This window comes from Streptomyces sp. NPDC086147 (assembly GCF_040702165.1).
Classification (GTDB): Bacteria; Actinomycetota; Actinomycetes; order Streptomycetales; family Streptomycetaceae; genus Streptomyces.
The window spans coordinates 92,876-114,354 of the sequence record NZ_JBFBJO010000005.1 but is presented as its reverse complement, the minus strand read 5'-3'; the positions used below and the strand labels follow the sequence as shown (position 1 = coordinate 114,354).

The following is a 21,479-nucleotide window of genomic DNA, read 5'->3' as shown; positions in this document are numbered from 1 at the left end:
GGGGCGCGCTCAGGAGGCGCGGTCCCCTGCCCTCCTCTGGCGTACGAGGCCGACGGCGGCGAGCAGCACGGTCAGGCCGCCCGTGAAGTACAGCTGCACCCGGGTGTCCTCCTCGCGGGCCATCAGGACGAAGACCGCCGCCATGCCGAGCAGCGCCACCCAGGTCAGGTAGGGGAAGGCCCACATCCGCACGACCAGCTTCCCGGGCTCCTCGCGCTCGGTGCGGCGGCGCAGCACCAGCTGGGAGGCGGCGATGAAGAACCAGACGACCAGGATGACCGCGCCGATGGTGTTGAGCAGCCAGACGAAGACGTCGTCCGGCCGCCAGTAGCTCAGCAGCACGCAGCCGAAGCCGAAGACGGAGGAGGCGAGCACGGCCGGACGGGGGACGCCGGCGGAGGTGCGGCCGAGCGCCTTCGGTCCCTGGCCGCGCGCGACCAGCGAGCGGGCCATGCGGGAGGCGCCGTAGACGTTGGCGTTCATCGCGGAGAGCAGGGCGACGAGCACGACCACGTTCATGATCTGCCCGGCGGCGGGGATGCCCAGGTGGTCGAGGGCGGCGACGTACGGGCCCTTCTCGACGACCTTCGGGTCGTCCCACGGTACCAGGGTGACGATGACCGCCATGGAGCCGACGTAGAAGAGCGCGATCCGCCACATCGCCGTGCGGACGGCCTTGGCGACGCCCTGCACCGGGTGCTCCGACTCGGCCGCCGCGATGGTGACCGTCTCCAGGCCGCCGTAGGCGAAGACCGAGGCGAGCAGACCCACGATCAGGCCCTCGGAGCCGTTCGGGAGGAACCCGCCGTCGCCGGTGAGGTTGGCGGTGCCGGGGGCGTCCGTGCCCGGCAGCAGACCGGTGATCGCCAGGACGCCGATGCCCAGGAAGAGGACGATCGCGCCGACCTTGAGGGCGGCGAACCAGAACTCGAACTCGCCGAAGTTCTTCACGGCCGCCAGGTTGGTGGCGCAGAAGACCACCATGAAGAGCGCGACCCAGGCCCACTCGGGGCTGCCGGGGAACCAGCCGGTCATGATCTTCGCCGCGCCGATGCCCTCCAGGCCGACGGCGACGCAGAGCAGGAACCAGAAGGCCCAGCCCGAGGTGAAGCCCGCCCAGGAGCCGAAGGCGCGCTCGGCATGGACGGAGAAGGAGCCCGAGGCCGGGTTCGCGGCCGACATCTCGCCGAGCATCCGCATCACCAGCATCACGAGGATGCCGGAGAGGGCGTAGGCGATGACGATGGAGGGGCCGGCGGCGGCGATGCCGGCGCCGGAGCCGACGAAGAGGCCGGCGCCGATGACGCCGCCGAGGGCGATCATCGAGAGGTGGCGCTGCTTGAGGCCGTGGGAGAGCCCCTCGGCGGGGGCCGCGCCGTCGTCCTCGCGGTCGACGGGCGCGGGCGCGGTGGTCCGGGACATGGGCCGCCCTGTTCACTGGCTGGGACGGGGAACGGGCCACAGTCTGGGCGGGCGCACCGCTGAGGGGGAACCGGTGTCCGCTATACGGGCACGGGCTTCACACAAGGTGAAGATTCGGTTCCGTTTCGTACGCGGCCCTCACTCGTCCCTCAGTCCCGTCCCGCGCGCAGCTCCCGCACCCACGCCACGAGCAGCACCGCGCCGGTCGCCGCCGCCGACCACAGCACCTGCGGCCGCGCCCCGTCGTCGTACAGCATCAGGACGAGCACCGCGCCCATCGCCGCGAGGGCCACCCACGTCAGCCAGGGGAAGCCCCACATGCGCAGCGTCAGCGTCTCCGGCGCCTCCCGCTCGATCCGGCGCCGCAGCCGCAGCTCCGAGACCGCGATCAGGCCCCACACGAAGAGCAGCACCGCGCCGACCGCGTTGAGCATGTAGAGGAAGACGGAGTCCGGCCACTTCAGATTGAGCAGGACGGAGACGAACCCGAAGGCCACCGAGGCGAGCACCGCCCGGCGCGGCACCCCTCCGCCCGAGATCTTCAGGAGCCCCCGCGGCGCCTCCCCGCGCTCGGCGAGCGAGAACACCATCCGCGAGGAGCCGTACAGGTTCGCGTTGAGCGCCGAGAGCAGCGCCACGAACACCACCACGTTCATGATCTGGCCCGCCGCCGGCACCCCGATCGCGTCCAGGACCGCCACGTACGGCGACTCGCCCGGCTCCATCGACGTCCACGGCAGCAGGGTCACGATCACCAGCATCGAGCCCACGTAGAAGAGGAGGATCCGCCACACGGCGCTGCGCACCGCCCGCGCCACGTTCCGCGCCGGGTCGTCCGACTCGGCCGCCGCGATCGTGACGACCTCCAGGCCGCCGAAGGCGAAGACGACGGCGAGCACCCCCGACACCACCCCGGACCAGCCGTTCGGCAGGAAGCCGCCCTGCCCGGTGAGGTTCGCGAGCCCGACCGGGTCGGTGTCCGGGAGCCAGCCGGCGATCGCGAGGACGCCCAGGACCAGGAAGAGGACGATCGCGCCGACCTTGAGCGCGGCGAACCAGAACTCGAACTCGCCGAAGTTCTTCACCGCCGCCAGGTTGGCGAGGGTGAACACGACCATGAAGACGAGCACCCAGCCCCACTGCGGGACCCCCGGCACCCAGCCGTGCGCGATCCGGGCCGCGCCCGTCGCCTCCACCGCGAGGACCACGACGAGCAGGAACCAGTACAGCCAGCCCACCGAGAAGCCCGCCCAGCGGCCGAGCGCCCGCTCCGCGTGCACCGAGAAGGCGCCCGACGCGGGCATTGCCGCCGACATCTCGCCCAGCATCCGCATCACCAGCATCGCGAGCGCGCCCGCGATCAGGTACGAGAGCACGATGGCCGGCCCGGCGACGGCGATCCCGGCACCCGAACCCACGAAGAGCCCCGCGCCGATCACCCCGCCGAGCCCCAGCATCGTCAGGTGACGCTGCTTCAGACCGTGGGAGAGGGGCTCCGGTTCGGTGAGCGGAGGGGGCGGCGGGGCGTCGCGCATGGTGGGGCTCGTGCTCTCGGGAGGTGGTGCTTTATGGAGACCCCACAGTCTCTCTGCTGACCTCCCTCTGACGCAAAAGGGGCGTCTCCCAGCGAGTTGCCAGTGACAAGGGTCACGTGGCGCGTGGAGTGAAAGGCGTCCTTTGTGAGAACTCCATGAAGCGGTCGGCTCCGGCTTTGTCGGCCGCTGACGGTGATCGGACGTTCACTCCTGGCATAGCGTCAACCTGTCCCTCCACCCTCACCCCCGCGGAGTACCGATGAGCATCGCCGCCCCCGCCCGCTCCCTCCGGCCGGGCATCGTCCTCGCCGACCTGATCCCGGCGAGCCGCGCCCGCGACATCGCCCTCGTCGTCGGCGGCGCCGCCCTCACCGGCCTCGCCGCGCAGATCTCGGTCCCGGTCCCCGGCTCCCCGGTCCCGGTCTCCGGCCAGACCTTCGCCGCCCTGCTCGTCGGCACCGCCCTCGGCGCCCGCCGCGGCTTCCTGGCCCTCGCGCTGTACGCGGTGGCCGGCACGGCGGGCGTGCCCTGGTTCGCCCAGGCCACCTCCGGCTACGGCATGCCGTCCTTCGGCTACATCCTCGGCATGCTCCTGGCCGCCACCGTCGTCGGCGCCCTCGCCCGCCGCGGCGCCGACCGCTCGGTGCTCCGCACGGCCGGCGCGATGGTCCTCGGCTCCGCGATCATCTACGCCGTCGGCGTGCCCTACCTGGCCCTCGCCACCGGCATGACCCTCGGCCAGGCCGTCGCCGCCGGCCTCGTCCCGTTCCTCATCGGCGACGCCCTCAAGGCCGCCCTCGCCATGGGCGCCCTCCCGACCGCCTGGAAGCTCGCCGGCCGCAGGGACTGAGCCCGGCACGGCACGTGAGAGGGCCCCGGCGCGGAGTGCGCCGGGGCCCTTTCGCGTACACGCGGTCAGAGCTTCGCGGAGGACTTCCCGATCCGCTCGCGGACCAGCGCGACCGCGATCACGAGCGCGGCCACGAGCAGCGAGAGCACGACCTGCTCCCGGGCGCTGCCGCCGTCGTAGATCATGTAGCCGAGGACGAAGACGATCATGCCGATCGTCGCCCAGGTCAGGTACGGGAAGAGCCACATCCGCACGACCAGCTTCTCCGGCGACTCGCGCAGGATGATGCCGCGCATCCGCAGCTGGGTCACGCAGATGACCAGCCAGACGAAGAGCGCCACCGCGCCGGAGGAGTTCAGCAGGAAGGCGAAGACGGTGTCCGGCCACTTGTAGTTGAAGAAGACCGCGACGAAGCCGAAGACGACCGAGCCGAGGATCGCCGCCCGCGGCACGCCCCGCGCGGTGGTGCGGGCGAAGGCCTTCGGCGCGTCGCCGCGCCGCCCGAGCGAGAAGGCCATCCGCGAGGCGGTGTAGAGGCCCGAGTTCAGGCAGGACAGGACGGCCGTCAGGACGATCACGTTCATGATCTGGCCGGCGGCCGGGATGCCGATGGAGTCGAGGGCGGCGACGTACGAGCCCTTCTCGACGATCGACTTGTCGTTCCACGGCAGCAGGGTCAGGACCACGAAGATCGAGCCCAGGTAGAAGACGCCGATCCGCCAGATCACGCTGTTGGTGGCCTTGGTGACCGCGCGCTGCGGGTCCTCCGACTCGCCGGCGGCCAGGGTGACGATCTCGCTGCCCATGAAGGAGAAGACGACCATCAGCACGCCGGTGAGGATCGCGCCCGCGCCCATCGGGAGGAAGCCCCCGCTGTCGGTGAGGTGCGCGAACCCGGCGCCCGGGTTGTCCGAGCCGGGCAGCACGCCGAAGACCGCGAGCAGGCCGATGACGACGAAGGCGCCGATGGCGACGACCTTGATGCCGGCGAACCAGAACTCGAACTCGCCGTAGGAGGCGACCGAGGCGAGGTTGGTGGCGGTGAGCACCACCATCACGATGAGCGCCCAGGCCCACTGCGGGACGGCCGGGACCCAGCTCTCCAGGATCACCGCGCCCGCGGTCGCCTCGACGGCGAGCACGACCACCCAGAAGAACCAGTACAGCCAGCCGATGCTGAAGCCGGCCCAGCGGCCGAGGGCCTGGTCCGCGTAGGCGGAGAAGGAGCCGGAGGAGGGCCGCGCGGCGGCCATCTCGCCCAGCATCCGCATCACGAAGACGACCATGGTGCCGACGAGCGCGTAGGAGAGCAGGATCGCGGGGCCGGCCGCGGCGATGCCGGAGCCGGAGCCGACGAAGAGGCCGGCGCCGATGACGCCGCCGATCGCGATCATCGAGAGGTGGCGGTTCTTGAGACCGGCCTTGAGACCGTCGGAGGAGTCGGGCGTGCCGGTGGTGCCGGTCGTGCCGTCGTCCTTCGTCAGGGTCGGTTGCGTGTTCATGGACGCTTCCTCGGGTGTGGGGGTCGCTCGGGTCGCGAGCCCGGGCATTTAACCCTGTCGGCGGGGCTGATCGGAAGACCCCATTCCGGATCGTTGTACGGACGGACACGCGAGGGCCGAAGGTCCGTACCAGGCCGGGCGAAGGCCCCGACCCCGCTGCCCACTACCCCGGCCCGGACGTGCCACACTCGGCACCATGCGCGTCTACCTCGGTTCCGACCACGCCGGCTACGAACTCAAGAACCACCTCGTCGAGTGGCTGAAGGCCCACGGCCACGAGCCCGTCGACTGCGGTCCCCACGTCTACGACGCCCTCGACGACTACCCGCCGTTCTGCCTGCGCGCCGCCGAGAGGACGGCCGCGGACCCGGACGCCCTCGGCATCGTCATCGGCGGCTCCGGCAACGGCGAGCAGATCGCCGCGAACAAGGTGAAGGGGGTGCGCGCCGCCCTCGCCTGGAGCGAGCAGACCGCCGCCCTCGGCCGCGAGCACAACAACGCCAACGTGATCTCCGTCGGCGGCCGGATGCACACGCGGGAAGAGGCGACCAAGTTCGTCGAGATCTTCCTCGGCACCCCGTACTCCGGTGACGAGCGTCACACCCGCCGGATCGACATGCTCACCGCCTACGAGAACACCGGCGAGCTCCCCCCGATCCCGGCCCACCACCCGCAGGAGCCGACCGCCTGATGCCCGAGGGGCACACCATCCACCGGCTGGCCGCCGACCACCGCGAGCGGTTCGGCGGCCGGCCCGTGCGCGTCTCCAGCCCGCAGGGCAGGTTCACCGACTCGGCCGCCCTGCTCGACGGCGCCGTCCTGGAGACCGCAGAGGCCCACGGCAAGCACCTCTTCCTGGGCTTCGGCGGCCGGGGCTGGATCCACATCCACCTCGGCCTCTTCGGCAAGGTGGCCTTCGGCGACGCCCCCGCCCCGCCGCCCGCCGACACGGTGCGGCTGCGGCTCGCGAACCCCGAGTCGTACGTCGACCTGCGCGGCCCCACCACCTGCGCCCTGATCACCGACGCCGAGAAGCGGGCGATACACGACCGGCTCGGACCCGACCCGCTCCGCGACGGCGACGACCCGGACAAGGCCTGGCGCCGGATCTCCACGTCCCGCACCACCGTCGCCGCCCTCCTCATGGACCAGAAGGTCGTCGCCGGCGTCGGCAACGTCTACCGCGCCGAGGTCCTCTTCCGTCACGGCATCGACCCGTACCGCGCCGGCAAGGACCTCACGAAGCGGGAGTGGGACGCGATCTGGGCCGACCTCGCGGTCCTGATGCGCGAGGGCGTACGGCTCAACCGCATCGACACCGTACGGCCCGAGCACACCCCCGAGGCGATGGGCCGCCCGCCGCGCGTCGACGACCACGGCGGCGAGGTGTACGTCTACCGGCGCGCCCGGATGGCCTGCCACGTCTGCGGCACCGACATCCGCACGGCGGACCTGGCCGCCCGCAACCTCTTCTGGTGCCCGGGCTGCCAGACCCGCTAGGGGCTCTCCCTCAGGGCCTGTTCGGCGGATCAGGGTCGGACACGCCCTAGAACCCGTGCGGCAGCCACGGCGCGACCGGCGAGCCGAACGCCACCGACGCCTCCACGAGCGCGCCCTCCCGCAGCTCCCGCACCCGCCCGGCCGCCGCCAGGGACGTCAGCGGTACGCCGCCCAGGTACGCCGCCCCCAGCTCCCGCACCGAGAGCGACAGGTCCGCCGGGTCCGAGGTCCGCACGCAGACCGCGCCCTTCGCGTCCCCGGTCAGCCGCCAACGCCCCTCGTTCCACGGGCAGAACGCGTCCTCCACCTCGAACACCACGTCCACCGGTGCCTGGTACGTCCGCGCCTCCAGGGCCGGACCCACCTCCACCAGGCGCACGTGCAATCCGTCCCGCAGCGTCGGCGCGCACCGCCGCACGTCGCTCACCAGGTGCTGCCAGCCGTCGTCCACCGGCCGCCCCTGGAGCCGTACCGACGCCGTCAGGTCCACCGACCACAGGAAGCGCCACAGCGCCGCCTCCGCCGCCGGGTCGAGCCCCATCAGCTCGTGCACGTGCACCGAGCCGTCGGCCCCCGCGGGCGACCAGTCCGGCTTGACCGCGTAGTGCGCGAACCCCACGACCTCCCCGTCCCGCTCCGCGAGCACGCACAGCCGCGGCGACGCCCCGCCCCGCTCGGCCGGGGGATCGATCAGCGGCAGCCGCTCCCAGCCCGGCCGCCGGGCGAGCATCCCCGGCCGCGAGGCCACCCGGCGCGCGTACACCGCCTCGCACGCCGCCGAGGACTCCACCGGGTCCGCCTGCCGCAGCGCCACCCCGTCCGTGCCCTCCGGCACCGCGAGCCGCACCCGGTTCGTGTCGATCGAGGCCCGCAGCGAGTACGACGCGATCCCGTAGCCGAACCGCCCGTAGATCCCCGGCTCCGACGCCGTGAGCACCGCGAGGCACTCGCCCGCCGCCCGCAGGTCGTCCAGCTGCCGCCGCATCATCGAGGTCAGGATCCCGCGCCGCCGGTGCGTCCCCGCCACGCTCACCATCGTCACCCCGGCCGCCGGCACCGACGTCCCGCCCGGAACCGTCAGCCGGAAGGAGAACGACCCCGCCGTCCCCACGCACAGCTCGCCGTCCCAGGCGCCCAGGGAACGGTCGAACTCGGTCAGGTCCCGCCACAGCCGTCGCTCCTCCGGCGCCTCGGCCACCCCTCCGAACGCGAGCTCGAGCACTCCGTACCAGTGGTCCCATTCGGCCGGGTCGAGAACCCGCAATTCCGTAGTCATATGCCATCGATATCAGCGGCGCCCGCCCGGGGCGACCCGATTTCGCGCACATTGTCACAGGGGCACCCCTGCACGACGCCGGACGGGATGGATAAGGTCCAGGCCCATGGGACACCGCGACGGAGTGAGCGCGTACGCGGCCCGGACACGCAGGCGCGTGCGCCGGGCCCGCGTCGCGCTGCGCAAGTCCGGCGTGGACTACTTCCGCGGGGACGGCGCCGACTGGATCGCGCTCGCCGGGCTCCTCCTGATGATCCCGGCCATCACCCTCGGCACCCTCGTCGACCCCGTCTGGTGCGCGCCCACCGCGCTCGCCCTGCCCATCGTGGCCGGCGGCCTGCTGCTGCGCCCCGCCAGCCTGCTCGGCCTGTACGCCGCCGCCGCGGGCGCCCTCATCGTCGAGTCCGTCGTCCTCGGCCCGTACACCCAGGGCCCCGCCCGGGTCACCCCCGGCACCGTCCTCGTCGTCGCCGCCTGCGGCCTCTTCGGACTCCTCATCGCCCAGTTCCGGGCCCGCGTCGGCGTGCCCTGGCGGCGCGGCGGCACCATGCTCTTCGACCTGCGCGAACGCATCCGGGTCCAGAGCGCCCTGCCCCGGCTCCCGCAGGGCTGGCACCGCGAGATGGCGCTGCGCCCGGCCGGCGGCCAGTCCTTCTCCGGGGACTTCGTCGTCGCCGCGCGCACCCACGGCGGGCGCACCCTGGAGGTCGTCCTCACCGACGTCTCCGGCAAGGGCATGGACGCGGCCTCCCGCTCCCTGCTGCTCTCCGGCGCCTTCGGCGGCCTCCTCGGCTCGCTCCCGCCGCACGGCTTCCTGCCCGCCGCCAACGGCTACCTGCTGCGCCAGAACTGGGACGAGGGCTTCGCCACCTCGATCCACCTCGTCCTCGACCTGGAGTCCGGCGACTACGAGCTCTACTCGGCCGGCCACCTGCCCGCCCTCCAGCTCCACGCGGGCAGCGGCCGCTGGGAGGAGAAGGACGCCGAGGGACCCCTCCTCGGCGTCTACGACGGCGCCGAGTTCCACCCGGCCAAGGGCTCCCTGCGCCCCGGCGACGTCCTGATGCTCTTCACCGACGGCCTGGTCGAGGCCGCAGACCGGGACATCGCCGAGGGCATCGACCGGCTCACCGGCGAGGCCGACCGCTGCGTCACCGACGGCTTCGACGGCGTCGCCTGGGACCTGATCGAGGCCGTCGCCAAGGACGTCAACGACGACCGGGCCCTGCTCCTGATCAGCCGCCGCCCCTGACGGCCCGTCGGGGGTGGACGTGATCTTCTGCACGACGATTCGTCACCGGGCAGCGAGGGCATGGGGGTTGGTGGCACGATGGAGGCAGCGGGGGGTGTCCGGGACACGGGCTCCCTGGTGGGCAAGGCGGGACCGACCGAGGGTGTGATCAGTTGTGGCCATTTCGCTGTCTGTGGTGTTGCTCCTGGCAATCATCATGGTGGTGCTGATCCGCGGGGGGAACCTCAAGGCGGGTCCGGCCGTCGTGGCGGTCCTCTTCGGCTTCTTCCTCGCCTCCACCGGCATGGCGGACGACATCCAGCGCTTCCTGGACTCGATAACGCAGACCGTGGCCTCCATCAAGTTCTGAGGACGCCCCCGGAGGGCGCCCGGGCGCCCTCCGCCGGCCGGATCGCTCCGTCCGTCGCCGCACGGGCCGGCACCGGCGCGGCAATGAGCGGCAATAAGCGGTGACGAACGGCGACGAACGGGCCCCGTGGCGGGGGAGAGCACGTCGGACGCGGCCGGAAACGCCTCGGGGCCGGTCCGGAGAGGAATCTCCGGACCGGCCCCGAGGGCGTGGAGCGGGTGACGGGAATCGAACCCGCGTAGCTAGTTTGGAAGACTAGTGCTCTACCATTGAGCTACACCCGCACAGCATCGCGCCGCAGGTCACGAGGACCGCGGCACGAAGAGCATGGTACCGGGTCTGCGGCCGTCTTCGCACACCCCCGCAAGAAGGGGCGCCGCACAGTCCCCGTGCATGTACCCTACGTGTCGCACCGACGGGGTGTGGCGCAGCTTGGTAGCGCGTCCGCTTTGGGAGCGGAAGGCCGTGGGTTCAAATCCCGCCACCCCGACCATGACCACCACGCGCCCGTCCCGGGCGTTCTTGATCATGTTGTGGGCGTCCTCCCGCTTGCGGTTACTATGCAAGCTGCGTGCCCGTGTGTCTCTCTGACCGGGCCGATCGGCCGGACCCGCCTCGCGCGGCCCGGCGGAATCCAGGAATCAGCCACAAGGAGACCGAACCGTGAAGAGCGCCGTGGAGACCCTGAACCCGACCCGGGTTCGGCTCACTGTCGAGGTGCCCTTCGAGGAGCTCAAGGACAGCCTCGACGCGGCGTACAAGAAGATCAACCAGCAGGTCACGGTCAAGGGCTTCCGCAAGGGCAAGATCCCGGCTCGCGTGATCGACCAGCGGTTCGGCCGCGGCGCCGTGCTGGAGGAGGCCGTCAACGACGCGCTCCCGAAGTTCTACACCGAGGCCGTCAACGAGGCCGAGGTCAACCCGCTCGGCCAGCCCGAGGTCGACATCACCGAGCTGAAGGACGGCGAGCTGCTGGCCTTCACCGCCGAGGTCGACATCCGCCCGACGATCGAGATCCCGGACTACTCCGGCATCGAGGTCACCGTCGACGCGGTCGAGGTCACCGACGAGGACGTCGAGAAGTCCGTGGAGCAGCTCCGCGAGCGCTTCGCCTCGACCTCCCCGGTCGAGCGCGCCGCCCAGGACGGCGACGTCGTCACCATCGACCTCGAGGCCAAGGTCGACGGCGAGGTCCTGCCCGACGGTGTCGCGAGCGACGTCTCGTACACCATCGGTTCCGGCGAGCTGCTCGACGGCATCGACGAGGCCGTCAAGGGCCTGGAGGCCGGCGGCGAGGCCACCTTCACCTCGCAGCTGAAGGGCGGCTCCGCCGAGGGCAAGGACGCGGAGGTCACCGTCAAGGTCACCGCCGTCGCCGCCCGTGAGCTCCCCGAGCTGGACGACGAGTTCGCCCAGCTCGCCTCGGAGTTCGACACCCTCGACGAGCTCAAGGCCGACAGCCGCAAGCGCCTCGAGAACATGAAGCAGTTCGACCAGGCCACCCAGGCCCAGGAGCGCGTCCTCGACGAGCTCCTCAAGCTGGTCGAGGTCCCGATGCCCGAGAAGCTCCTCGAGGACGAGATCAACACCCGCAAGCACAACCTGGAGCACCACCAGCTCGGCCAGATGGGCCTCGACCTCGGGAAGTACCTGGAGATCCAGGGCAAGACCGAGGAGGAGTTCCTGGCCGAGACCAAGGAGCAGGCCGAGAAGGGCATCAAGACCCAGTTCATCCTCGACGAGCTGGTCAACCGGGAGAAGCTCGACGTCTCCCGCGAGGAGCTCACCGAGCACCTGTTCCGCCGTGCCGCCTCCTCCGGCATGAGCCCCGACCAGTTCGCCCAGGCCGTGGCCCAGGGCGGCCAGGTGCCGATGCTCGTCGGCGAGGTCGCCCGCGGCAAGGCCCTCGCGGTCGTCGTCGAGGCCGCCAAGGTCACCGACTCCAACGGCGAGGTCGTCGACCTCTCCGACGACGAGGACGAGGCCGCCGAGACCGCCGTCGAGGCGGCCGAGGGCGCCGAGGCCGAGGCCTCCGAGGACAAGTAGGTCCGGAAGCGGCGAGGGGGCCGGCCCTCCCCGCCGCACCGCTCCGCGGGCCCGTGCGCACGGCTGTGCGCACGGGCCCGCGGACGTACCGGGACCCCCTCACGCGCCCCCAACTACCTTGCGCTCCCAGCGAACAGTTCGGGAACCGGGATGGCGTTGTCCCACCTGCGCGTTAGGGTCCATGAATACGAGGGCAGTGCCTTCTGAGCGAGACGCAGTGCCTTCAGGACAAGACGCGGAGACGGCCCGGGGCCGTCGGAGACGAGCAGGTGGATACGTGACGAATCTGAAGCCTTACGCCGCGGGTGAGCCGTCCATCGGTGGCGGCCTCGGCGACCATGTCTACAACCGGCTGCTCGGCGAGCGCATCGTCTTCCTCGGCCAGCAGGTCGACGACGACATCGCCAACAAGATCACCGCCCAGATGCTCCTCCTGGCCGCCGAGCCGGACAAGGACATCTACCTCTACATCAACAGCCCCGGTGGCTCGGTGACGGCCGGTATGGCCGTCTACGACACCATGCAGTACATCCCGAACGACGTCGTCACCATCGGCATGGGCATGGCGGCCTCCATGGGCCAGTTCCTGCTGACCGGCGGCGCCCCCGGCAAGCGCTTCGCGCTGCCGAACACCGACATCCTGATGCACCAGGGCTCCGCCGGCATCGGCGGCACCGCCTCGGACATCAAGATCCAGGCCGAGTACCTCCTGCGCACCAAGAAGCGCATGGCCGAGATCACCGCGCACCACTCCGGGCAGACCGTCGAGGCGATCATCCGCGACGGCGACCGCGACCGCTGGTTCACCGCGGAGGAGGCCAAGGACTACGGCCTCATCGACGAGATCATCTCCGCCGCCTCGGGCGTTCCGGGCGGTGGCGGCACGGGCGCCTGAGCCCCGCCGGACCGCTCAAGAGCCCCAGCCCACCGAACGCCACCAGGACGGTGAACACCCAGATGCAGAACAACCTCTCCGCGAGCGGCCTCTACACCGGCGCGCCGATGGACAACCGCTACATCGTGCCGCGCTTCGTGGAGCGCACCTCGCAGGGCGTGCGCGAGTACGACCCGTACGCGAAGCTGTTCGAGGAGCGCGTGATCTTCCTCGGCGTGCAGATCGACGACGCCTCCGCCAACGACGTCATGGCGCAGCTCCTGTGCCTGGAGTCGATGGACCCGGACCGCGACATCTCGATCTACATCAACAGCCCCGGCGGCTCCTTCACCGCGCTCACGGCGATCTACGACACGATGCAGTTCGTGAAGCCGGACATCCAGACGGTCTGCATGGGTCAGGCGGCCTCCGCCGCGGCCGTGCTGCTCGCCGCCGGCACCCCCGGCAAGCGGATGGCCCTGCCGAACGCCCGCGTGCTGATCCACCAGCCCTCCGGCGGCACCGGCCGCGAGCAGCTCTCCGACCTGGAGATCGCGGCCAACGAGATCCTGCGGATGCGCGGCCAGCTGGAGGACATGCTGGCCAAGCACTCCTCGACCCCGATCGAGAAGATCCGCGACGACATCGAGCGCGACAAGATCCTGACCGCCGAGGACGCCCTCGCGTACGGTCTGGTCGACCAGATCGTCTCGACCCGCAAGAGCGCGGCCGCCGCGGTCTGACGCCCGACCTTCCCCTGGCACGGCTCGCGTGGCCGAATCGCGACCGTGTGAACCGTGCCAAGGGGGGCCCGAACGGGGGGCCCGGCAAGGTACCGTCGAATATGAGGCACCAGGAGCCGCCGAACCACGCGGCTCCCAGGCGAAGGGGAAGCACCTCGTGGCACGCATCGGTGATGGCGGCGACCTGCTCAAGTGCTCGTTCTGCGGAAAGAGCCAGAAGCAGGTGAAGAAGCTCATCGCGGGACCCGGTGTGTACATCTGCGACGAGTGCATCGACCTCTGCAACGAGATCATCGAGGAAGAACTCGCGGAGACGAGCGAGGTGCGCTGGGAGGAACTCCCCAAGCCCCGCGAGATCTACGAGTTCCTCGAGGGGTACGTCGTCGGGCAGGAGCCCGCGAAGAAGGCACTCTCGGTCGCGGTGTACAACCACTACAAGCGCGTCCAGGCCGGCGAGAACGGCGGCGCGCAGGGCCGTGACGACGCCATCGAGCTGGCGAAGTCCAACATTCTGCTGCTCGGCCCCACGGGCTCCGGGAAGACGCTGCTCGCACAGACCCTGGCCCGCATGCTCAACGTCCCGTTCGCCATCGCCGACGCGACGGCGCTCACGGAGGCCGGCTACGTCGGCGAGGACGTCGAGAACATCCTGCTGAAGCTGATCCAGGCGGCCGACTACGACGTCAAGAAGGCCGAGACCGGGATCATCTACATCGACGAGATCGACAAGGTCGCCCGCAAGAGCGAGAACCCGTCGATCACGCGCGACGTCTCCGGCGAGGGCGTGCAGCAGGCCCTCCTGAAGATCCTGGAGGGCACCACCGCCTCCGTGCCGCCGCAGGGCGGACGGAAGCACCCCCACCAGGAGTTCATCCAGATCGACACGACGAACGTGCTCTTCATCGTGGGCGGCGCCTTCGCCGGCCTGGAGAAGATCATCGAGTCGCGGGCGGGCGCCAAGGGCATCGGCTTCGGGGCGACCATCCGCTCCAAGCGCGAGATCGAGGCGAGCGACCAGTTCCAGGAGGTCATGCCGGAGGACCTGGTGAAGTTCGGGATGATCCCCGAGTTCATCGGCCGTCTCCCCGTCCTCACCTCCGTCCACAACCTGGACCGCGAGGCGCTCCTCCAGATCCTGGTCGAGCCGCGCAACGCGCTGGTGAAGCAGTACCAGCGCCTCTTCGAACTCGACGGCGTGGAGCTGGACTTCGACCGCCCGGCCCTGGAGGCCATCGCCGACCAGGCGATCCTGCGCGGCACCGGCGCGCGCGGCCTGCGCGCCATCATGGAGGAGGTCCTCCAGTCGGTGATGTACGAGGTCCCGTCCCGCAAGGACGTGGCCCGGGTCGTCATCACGGCCGACGTGGTCCGCGACAACGTCAACCCGACGCTGGTCCCGCGGATCGTGAAGAACGACGGCAGGCACGAGAAGTCGGCCTGACGCCGGACGAACGACGGTGAGGGGGTCCCGCCCGAAGGCGGGACCCCCTCACGCGTGTGCGGGCCGTCCGGTCAGAGCTTGACGCGAACTTCCTTGCGGAGCTTGGCGGTGAGGGAGGCGGCCTCCTCGGCCGAGCCGCCCGCGCCGGTCATCATGGAGGCCATGTCGGCCGGGACCACGAAGCCCACGGTGCTGTGGTCGGCCCAGACGCACATGGTGATGGTGAACGCGGGCGCGCCGTTGGCGGTGTCGGCCTTCGTCTTGGCCTGCTGGCACTTCAGGACCGCGCCGTCGAGCTCCGCCGGCTCGTACTCCTGCGGGCTGCCCTCCATCTGGGGCGTGCCGGCCTTGCCCGCGTCCTTGACGGACTCCGCCTTGGCGGCGGCGAAGATGGTGTCGACGACCTTCTCGGGGTCCTCGATCTCGCCGTAGAGGCCGTTGAAGGAGATGAACTTGCCCGCCAGCGGGTTCGTCTTGTTCTCCACCTTGTACGAGGCGCTGACCTGCCGGGCGTTCTTGACGCCGTTCTGCTGGGCCTCCTTGAGGGAGTCCTCACCGCTCGACTTGCCGCCGGCGGCGTCCTTCTTGTACTCGGTGAGCACCGTGTCCGGAGTGATCAGCTTGTGCGGGCCGTCGTCCGCGACCGAGGAACCGCCGCCCCCGCCGATCACGAAGTACGCGCCCACCGCGATCGCCACGACCGCGGCCACGCCGCCGATGATCCAGCCCGCCTTGGACTTCTTGGGGGCCGGCGGGGGCGGCGGGAAGCCGCCGGGGCCCTGGGGGCCGCCGTACGGGGGCTGCTGGCCGTACGGGCCGGGCTGCTGCTGCGGGTAGCCGTACGGGGGCTGCTGCGGCGGAACGCCCTGCGGGGCCTGCTGGGGGTATCCGTAGCCCGGCTGGGCGCCGTACGGCCCCGGCTGCTGCGGCTGCTGGCCGTAGGGGCCCGGCTGGCCGTAGGGCCCGGGCTGCTGGGGCGGCTGGCCGCCGTACGGGCCCGGCTGGTTGTAGCTCATGGACAGGTTCCCCTCACAGGATGTTTATGCCTGCCGGACATCCTGGCGGAACCCTCGGACAGTCGGTGCGGCAGGGGCCACACCGTTACCGAACCAAAGCGTTTCAGGACAGGGTCGGTACACCCCTAAACTGGCCCCGTGACCGAGAACACTCAGCAGCAGACAGCGCCCACCACCGAACTGCCGACCCAGTACGCGCCGGCCGAGGTAGAGGGGCCGCTGTACGAGCGCTGGGTGGAGCGCGGGTACTTCGAGGCGGACGCGAAGAGCGAGAAGCCGCCGTACACCATCGTCATCCCGCCGCCGAACGTCACCGGATCGCTCCACCTGGGCCACGCCTTCGAGCACACGCTGATCGACGCCCTCACCCGCCGCAAGCGGATGCAGGGCTTCGAGACGCTGTGGCAGCCGGGCATGGACCACGCCGGCATCGCCACCCAGAACGTCGTCGAGCGCGAGCTCGCCAAGGAGGGCAAGTCCCGCCACGACCTGGGCCGCGAGGCGTTCGTCGAGCGCGTCTGGCAGTGGAAGGCCGAGTCCGGCGGCCAGATCTCCGGCCAGATGAAGCGCCTGGGCGACGGCGTCGCCTGGTCCCGCGAGCGGTTCACCATGGACGAGGGCCTGTCCCAGGCCGTCCAGACCATCTTCAAGAAGCTCTACGACGACGAGCTGATCTACCGCGCCGAGCGGATCATCAACTGGTGCCCGCGCTGTCTGACGGCCATCTCGGACATCGAGGTCGAATACCAGGACGACGACGGCGAGCTCGTCTCCATCCGGTACGGCGAGGACGAGGACTCCCTGGTCGTCGCCACCACCCGGGCCGAGACGATGCTCGGCGACACGGCCGTCGCCGTCCACCCCGACGACGAGCGGTACAGGCACCTGGTCGGCAAGCGGATCAAGCTGCCGCTGACCGACCGCACGATCCCGGTCGTCGCCGACACCCACGTCGACCCCGAGTTCGGCACCGGCGCCGTCAAGGTGACCCCGGCGCACGACCCGAACGACTTCGAGATCGGCCAGCGCCACGACCTGCCGAACCTCGCCGTCATGGACGAGCGCGCGGTCATCACCGCCCACGGCCCCTTCCAGGGCCTGGACCGCCTGGAGGCCCGCTCCGCCATCGTCGCCGCGCTGCGCGCCGAGGGCCGGATCGTCGCCGAGAAGCGTCCGTACACCCACTCCGTCGGCCACTGCTCGCGCTGCAAGACCACCATCGAGCCGCGCCTGTCGATGCAGTGGTGGGTCAAGGTCGGCCCGCTCGCGCAGGCCGCCGGCGACGCGGTCCGCGACGGCAAGGTCACGATCCACCCGCAGGAGATGGAGAAGCGGTACTTCGACTGGGTCGACAACCTGCACGACTGGTGCATCTCACGCCAGCTCTGGTGGGGCCACCGCATCCCCGTCTGGTACGGCCCGGACGGCGAGGTCGTCTGCGTCGGACCCGACGAGCAGCCGCCGTCCGGCGAGGGCTGGCACCAGGACACCGACGTCCTGGACACCTGGTTCTCCTCCGGCCTGTGGCCGTTCTCCACGCTGGGCTGGCCGGAGCGGACCGAGTCGCTCGCGAAGTTCTATCCGAACTCCGTCCTGGTCACCGGCTACGACATCCTCTTCTTCTGGGTCGCCCGGATGATGATGTTCGGTCTGTACGCGATGGACGGCACCCCGCCGTTCCACACCATCGCCCTGCACGGCATGGTCCGTGACCAGAACGGCAAGAAGATGTCGAAGTCCTTCGGCAACGTGGTCAACCCGCTGGACTGGATGGACGAGTACGGCTCCGACGCCGTCCGCTTCACCCTGGCCAACGGCGCCAACCCGGGCGTCGACGTCCCGATCGGCGAGGACTGGGTCAAGGCGTCCCGGAACTTCGCCAACAAGATCTGGAACGCGACCCGCTTCGCGCTCATGAACGGCGCGACGATCGAGGGCGACCTGCCCCCGGTCGAGCGGCTGTCCGCCACCGACCGCTGGATCCTGTCCCGCCTCAACGCGACGGTCGCGCAGGTCGACGCGTACTACGAGGACTACCAGTTCGCGAAGCTCAGCGACGCGCTCTACCACTTCGCGTGGGACGAGGTCTTCGACTGGTACGTCGAGCTGTCGAAGACGACGTTCTTCGCGGGCGGCGAGCAGGCCAAGGTCTCCGGCCGGGTCCTGGGCGAGGTCCTGGACGTCATGCTGCGGCTGCTGCACCCGATCGTCCCGTTCGTCACCGAGGCCCTGTGGACCACGCTGACCGGGCGCGAGTCCGTCGTGATCGCCGACTGGCCGAAGGACTCGGGCTTCCGGGACCCGGCCGCCGAGGCGGAGATCGAGAACCTCCAGCAGGTCGTCACCGAGGTCCGCCGCTTCCGGGCCGACCAGGGCCTCCAGCCCGGCCAGAAGGTCCCGGCACGTCTGGAGCTCGGCGGCACCGCGCTCGCCGCGCACGAGGCCGCGATCCGTCAGCTGCTGCGCCTCCAGCCGGAGGGCGAGGACTTCTCCGCCACCGCCTCCCTGCCGGTCGGCGGGGCCACCGTCGCGCTCGACCTGTCGGGCACGATCGACGTGGAGGCGGAGCGCAAGCGCCTCACGAAGGACCTCGCGGCGGCGGAGAAGGAGAAGGCCCAGGCGAACGGCAAGCTCGGCAACGAGGCGTTCCTGGCGAAGGCGCCGGACAACGTGGTCGAGAAGATCCGCACCCGCCTCGCCAAGGCGGACGAGGACATCGCCCGCATCCAGGCCCAGCTGGCGAACCTGCCGCAGGCCTGACGGCCCGGCACGACACGGCACGGTACTTACGGGAAAGGCTCCCGCTCCGGATGATCCTCCGGAGCGGGAGCCTTCTTCGTCGTCCGGCCCGTCGCCGGGCCGGATCTGTTGTCGGGCCGTCTGTCGCCGGAGCGGGCCCGTCGCCGGGTCAGGCCCGGCGGCGCCGGACGGCTCCGGCGACCAGCACCCCGGCGAGGACCAGGGCGCCCGCGCCCGTGCCGCCGAGGCCGGCCTTCAGGCCCGGCGGGGTGTACGAGCAGGAGAAGCGGTCGGCGCCCGCCCCGAGCGGGACGCCGAGCAGACCCCGGTGGGAGACCGGCGCCCGCGACGCGCCGCCGTCGACGGAGCAGGACCAGCCCTGGATGGCGGGCGTCGCCACGACGACGGTTCCGGTGGAACCCTTCGGCAGCTCCGCCCCGACCGAGTGGCCGCCGACGGACGGGTTCACCGGCGCCGAGGCGCGCAGGGCCTGTACGGCGTCCTGGAACTTCTTCGGGTCCATGCAGCCGACGGCGCCGTGCGGCAGCACCTGGTCCGGCTGGGTCGCACCGATCGCGAACCGCAGCGTCCCGTCCGCCGGGACCGTCCCCAGCGGGTTCACCGGACTCACGACGGCCGGCGGCCGGCCGCTGTTGCCCATGGCCTTGGAGCCGGTGGCCATGGACACGGCGGAGAGGGCGGGCGCGTACAGATAGGCCTCGTCGCCGGGGGCGCACCGCGCGGTGAAACCGGTCCAGGCCTGCCCCTTCCCGTGCCGGGGCAGGCGCCAGCCGCCCGGTTCGCGCACGGCCTCCGGGCCCTTGGCGTAGTGGATCTCGGGCACGGTGTACACCCGCGCGCCCAGTGCCGCGTGGCGGTTGGCCCAGACCGAGCCGGCCGGCGCGCCGTACGCCCGGTCGCTGCCGGGGGCGCGGAGGCTGACGAGGGGCACGCCGGGGACAGAACGGGCGGTGATCTGTGCCCCCTTCGTCCGCTCCAGGAGGGTGCCCACGCCCATCAGGGCGTTGAAGTACGGGTCGCGGGGGATTCCCAGGTTGCGCCCGCCCATCGCGTAACCGATGCCCAGTTCGCGCAGGCCGGCGGCGGCCTCCTTGGTGACGTAGCTGCTGTAGTAGCCGCCGCTCTGGACGCCGAGGAGCATGGGGTCGTTGTTGGTGACGTAGAGGGAGGAGGCGACGCCGACGCGGGAGTCCGGCCAGTCGTCGTTCTCGGCGGCCGCCCGGTGCACGTTCCTGGTCAGCAGGTTCGTCGTGGTGGTCGTGTCGCGCGCGTAGCGGGCCGGGTCGTAGGTGGTCTGGGCGCCGTAGACCGCGTACGCGGTGGTCGCGAGGACCGACAGGACGAGCGCCGGGACCACCAGGGCCCGGCCCCTGCGGCCCAGGCCGCGGGCGTGGAGCAGGAGCAGCCCCCCGACGAGCGCGCCGCCGATCACCGTGCCCTTGACGGCGTACGCGGTGACGGGCTCGGCCGAGCGGGTGAGGAGCACCAGGCCGGCCAGGAGCGCCCCGCCGCCGAGCAGCGCCCGGGGCCTGGGGGAGTGGGCGAGGCAGATCCAGGCGGCCATGGCCAGCAGTCCGGTGAGGACGAAGCTCTCCCGGAAGGGCGCGCCGTGGGGGAGCGTGAAGCCCTGCCACACCTTGGCAGTGGGCGTGACGACGAAGGAGAGGGCCGTCAGGACGAGCAGCGCGAGCCAGGCGGCGCGCTCGCGGACCCCGACCCTGGACTGGAACGGGAGCGCGAGGACCAGCAGCAGGACGAGGACGCCGGCGAAGATGTTGGGCGCCGGGTACAGGGGGATGCTGCCGGGGAGGAGGAGCCCCAGGTAGACGAGGGGCTCGGTGGCGACGTCGACGACGTAGCTCGTGGTCGGCTGCGCCTGCTTGTTGGCCACGGCGGGGACGACGATCGCGGGAGCGGCGAGCAGGAGTCCGGTGGCGGCCGTGCCGGCGGCCCGGCCGACGGCGCGGGCGCGGGCGCGCCAGGTGGTGTCGCTCAGGAGCAGCCGGAGCAGCAGGACGAGCGTCGCGCCGATGGTGGCCATCGCGGCGCTGTAGAAGTTCGAGAACCAGCACAGGGCGAAGAGGAGGGTGCCCAGCACCCAGTGGCGTTCGTTCAGGCAGTCGTCGACGGCGATGCAGAGCAGGGGGAGCGCGATGAGGCCGGTCATCCACATGGGGATGATGCCGCCCTCCGTCATGGTCCAGCCGGAGACGGCGTAGCCGGTGCCGAGCAGGGCCCGCAGCCAGGGGGAGCCGGGGCGCAGGCGGCCGAGGAAGACCGTCATGGCGGCCGCGGCGAGGCCGATGCCGAGCAGGGTGACGAGGAAGACCGGGAAGTCGACGTACTGACGGGGGAACAGTCCGGTGAGCCAGGACAGCGGGTTGCTCAGGTAGGTGAAGAACTCCCCGAGGAACCCGTTGCCGTAGCCGCTCTGCCAGTTGAACAGCAGGTCGCCCTTGGCCGTTCCGTGCTGGATGTCCCACAGGTGCGCGTGGAACGGCACGTACTGGTGGCGCAGGTCGTTCAGCGCGCGCGGGCTGGGCCCGAAGGGGTACGTGCCGTGGGCGGCCATGCCCAGGCAGAAGGCCGCCATGGACAGGAACGCGGCGAACAGCGCCGCCGTCTTCTCCCCGAAGCGCGGACGGGTGACGGGCCGTCGGCCGTTCGTCGTGGAGGTTCTGCCCCGTTGCTCCGGGATGCGGGCACCCGGAACGGTCACTATTGGAGCGGTCATGATGAAGTTGTCCCCGTGGTGGTCGTGTCCGGCCGCTCCCACAGGGGCCGAAACTTAGACGATTATCATATGTGGACGTCGTGTAAATGATGGGCCGGCGGGTGAGCGGGCGGGGGGCCCGGGCGGGTCGGGGCACGGCGGACCGGAAATCCCGGAACGGGGTGGGTTCGCGGTCCCGC

The 21,479-nt window shown here is 71.2% G+C and carries 16 protein-coding genes and 2 tRNA genes; 11 read left to right on the top strand and 7 right to left on the bottom strand.

Going from position 1 to position 21,479, the window contains the following annotated elements:
• Positions 1-9: 9 nt before the first annotated feature.
• Positions 10-1,422, bottom strand: coding sequence for an amino acid permease (locus tag AB0398_RS13720; RefSeq protein ID WP_366374699.1), 1,413 nt, complete (start codon positions 1,420-1,422; stop codon positions 10-12).
• 149 nt (positions 1,423-1,571) lie between these two features.
• The gene (locus tag AB0398_RS13715) at positions 1,572-2,957 is read right to left on the bottom strand and encodes an amino acid permease (RefSeq protein WP_366374697.1); all 1,386 of its coding nucleotides are present in this window, start codon (positions 2,955-2,957) and stop codon (positions 1,572-1,574) included.
• A gap of 259 nt (positions 2,958-3,216) precedes the next feature.
• Here AB0398_RS13715 and AB0398_RS13710 point away from each other — a divergent pair, with 259 nt between their 5' ends.
• A complete protein-coding gene (locus AB0398_RS13710) occupies positions 3,217-3,807 on the top strand; it encodes a biotin transporter BioY (RefSeq protein ID WP_366374695.1) in 591 nt (196 codons plus the stop codon).
• 65 nt (positions 3,808-3,872) lie between these two features.
• On the opposite strand, the gene AB0398_RS13705 is transcribed toward AB0398_RS13710, so the two are convergent.
• On the bottom strand, positions 3,873-5,309 hold the full coding sequence (locus AB0398_RS13705) for an amino acid permease (RefSeq protein ID WP_366374693.1): 1,437 nt from the start codon (positions 5,307-5,309) through the stop codon (positions 3,873-3,875).
• Between the two features lie 196 nt (positions 5,310-5,505).
• Between AB0398_RS13705 and AB0398_RS13700 the strand changes: the two genes are divergently transcribed.
• Positions 5,506-6,000, top strand: a complete 495-nt coding sequence (locus AB0398_RS13700) for a ribose-5-phosphate isomerase (RefSeq protein ID WP_366374691.1) — start codon at positions 5,506-5,508, stop codon at positions 5,998-6,000.
• Positions 6,000-6,809, top strand: coding sequence for a DNA-formamidopyrimidine glycosylase family protein (locus tag AB0398_RS13695; protein WP_366374689.1), 810 nt, complete (start codon positions 6,000-6,002; stop codon positions 6,807-6,809). Before AB0398_RS13700 ends, AB0398_RS13695 begins: the two co-directional genes overlap by 1 nt.
• Positions 6,810-6,855: 46 nt before the next feature.
• On the opposite strand, the gene AB0398_RS13690 is transcribed toward AB0398_RS13695, so the two are convergent.
• On the bottom strand, positions 6,856-8,085 hold the full coding sequence (locus AB0398_RS13690; protein WP_366374687.1) for a GNAT family N-acetyltransferase: 1,230 nt from the start codon (positions 8,083-8,085) through the stop codon (positions 6,856-6,858).
• A gap of 106 nt (positions 8,086-8,191) precedes the next feature.
• On the opposite strand from AB0398_RS13690, the gene AB0398_RS13685 reads away from it, so the two are divergent.
• Positions 8,192-9,337 carry a PP2C family protein-serine/threonine phosphatase gene (locus tag AB0398_RS13685; protein WP_366374685.1) on the top strand — a complete coding sequence of 382 codons (1,146 nt, stop codon included), beginning with the start codon at positions 8,192-8,194 and terminating at the stop codon, positions 9,335-9,337.
• Between the two features lie 154 nt (positions 9,338-9,491).
• Positions 9,492-9,686: a hypothetical protein gene (locus tag AB0398_RS13680; protein ID WP_148005238.1), complete on the top strand. Its 195-nt coding sequence runs from the start codon at positions 9,492-9,494 to the stop codon at positions 9,684-9,686.
• 210 nt (positions 9,687-9,896) lie between these two features.
• Here the strand turns inward: AB0398_RS13680 and AB0398_RS13675 are convergent.
• Positions 9,897-9,970 (bottom strand) — tRNA-Gly (locus tag AB0398_RS13675).
• A gap of 132 nt (positions 9,971-10,102) precedes the next feature.
• Here AB0398_RS13675 and AB0398_RS13670 point away from each other — a divergent pair.
• The 5 genes from AB0398_RS13670 to clpX all read left to right on the top strand — a co-directional run bounded on the left by AB0398_RS13670 (position 10,103) and on the right by clpX (position 14,790).
• Positions 10,103-10,179, top strand: a tRNA-Pro gene (locus AB0398_RS13670).
• A 170-nt stretch (positions 10,180-10,349) separates the two neighbouring features.
• A complete protein-coding gene (gene tig, locus AB0398_RS13665; RefSeq protein WP_366374683.1) occupies positions 10,350-11,732 on the top strand; it encodes a trigger factor in 1,383 nt (460 codons plus the stop codon).
• 277 nt (positions 11,733-12,009) lie between these two features.
• Complete coding sequence (locus tag AB0398_RS13660) at positions 12,010-12,627, top strand: ATP-dependent Clp protease proteolytic subunit (RefSeq protein WP_366374681.1); 618 nt, start codon at positions 12,010-12,012, stop codon at positions 12,625-12,627.
• Between the two features lie 62 nt (positions 12,628-12,689).
• Entirely contained in the window at positions 12,690-13,349 is a 660-nt protein-coding gene (locus AB0398_RS13655; RefSeq protein ID WP_366374679.1) for an ATP-dependent Clp protease proteolytic subunit, read from the top strand.
• Between the two features lie 157 nt (positions 13,350-13,506).
• On the top strand, positions 13,507-14,790 hold the full coding sequence (gene clpX / locus AB0398_RS13650; RefSeq protein ID WP_030210686.1) for an ATP-dependent Clp protease ATP-binding subunit ClpX: 1,284 nt from the start codon (positions 13,507-13,509) through the stop codon (positions 14,788-14,790).
• A 71-nt stretch (positions 14,791-14,861) separates the two neighbouring features.
• Here clpX and AB0398_RS13645 read toward each other — a convergent pair whose 3' ends face one another.
• Positions 14,862-15,806, bottom strand: coding sequence for a hypothetical protein (locus AB0398_RS13645; RefSeq protein WP_366374677.1), 945 nt, complete (start codon positions 15,804-15,806; stop codon positions 14,862-14,864).
• A gap of 138 nt (positions 15,807-15,944) precedes the next feature.
• On the opposite strand from AB0398_RS13645, the gene AB0398_RS13640 reads away from it, so the two are divergent.
• A complete protein-coding gene (locus AB0398_RS13640; RefSeq protein ID WP_366374675.1) occupies positions 15,945-18,566 on the top strand; it encodes a valine--tRNA ligase in 2,622 nt (873 codons plus the stop codon).
• 148 nt (positions 18,567-18,714) lie between these two features.
• On the opposite strand, the gene AB0398_RS13635 is transcribed toward AB0398_RS13640, so the two are convergent.
• Complete coding sequence (locus AB0398_RS13635) at positions 18,715-21,300, bottom strand: YfhO family protein (RefSeq protein ID WP_366374673.1); 2,586 nt, start codon at positions 21,298-21,300, stop codon at positions 18,715-18,717.
• Positions 21,301-21,479: the final 179 nt, after the last annotated feature.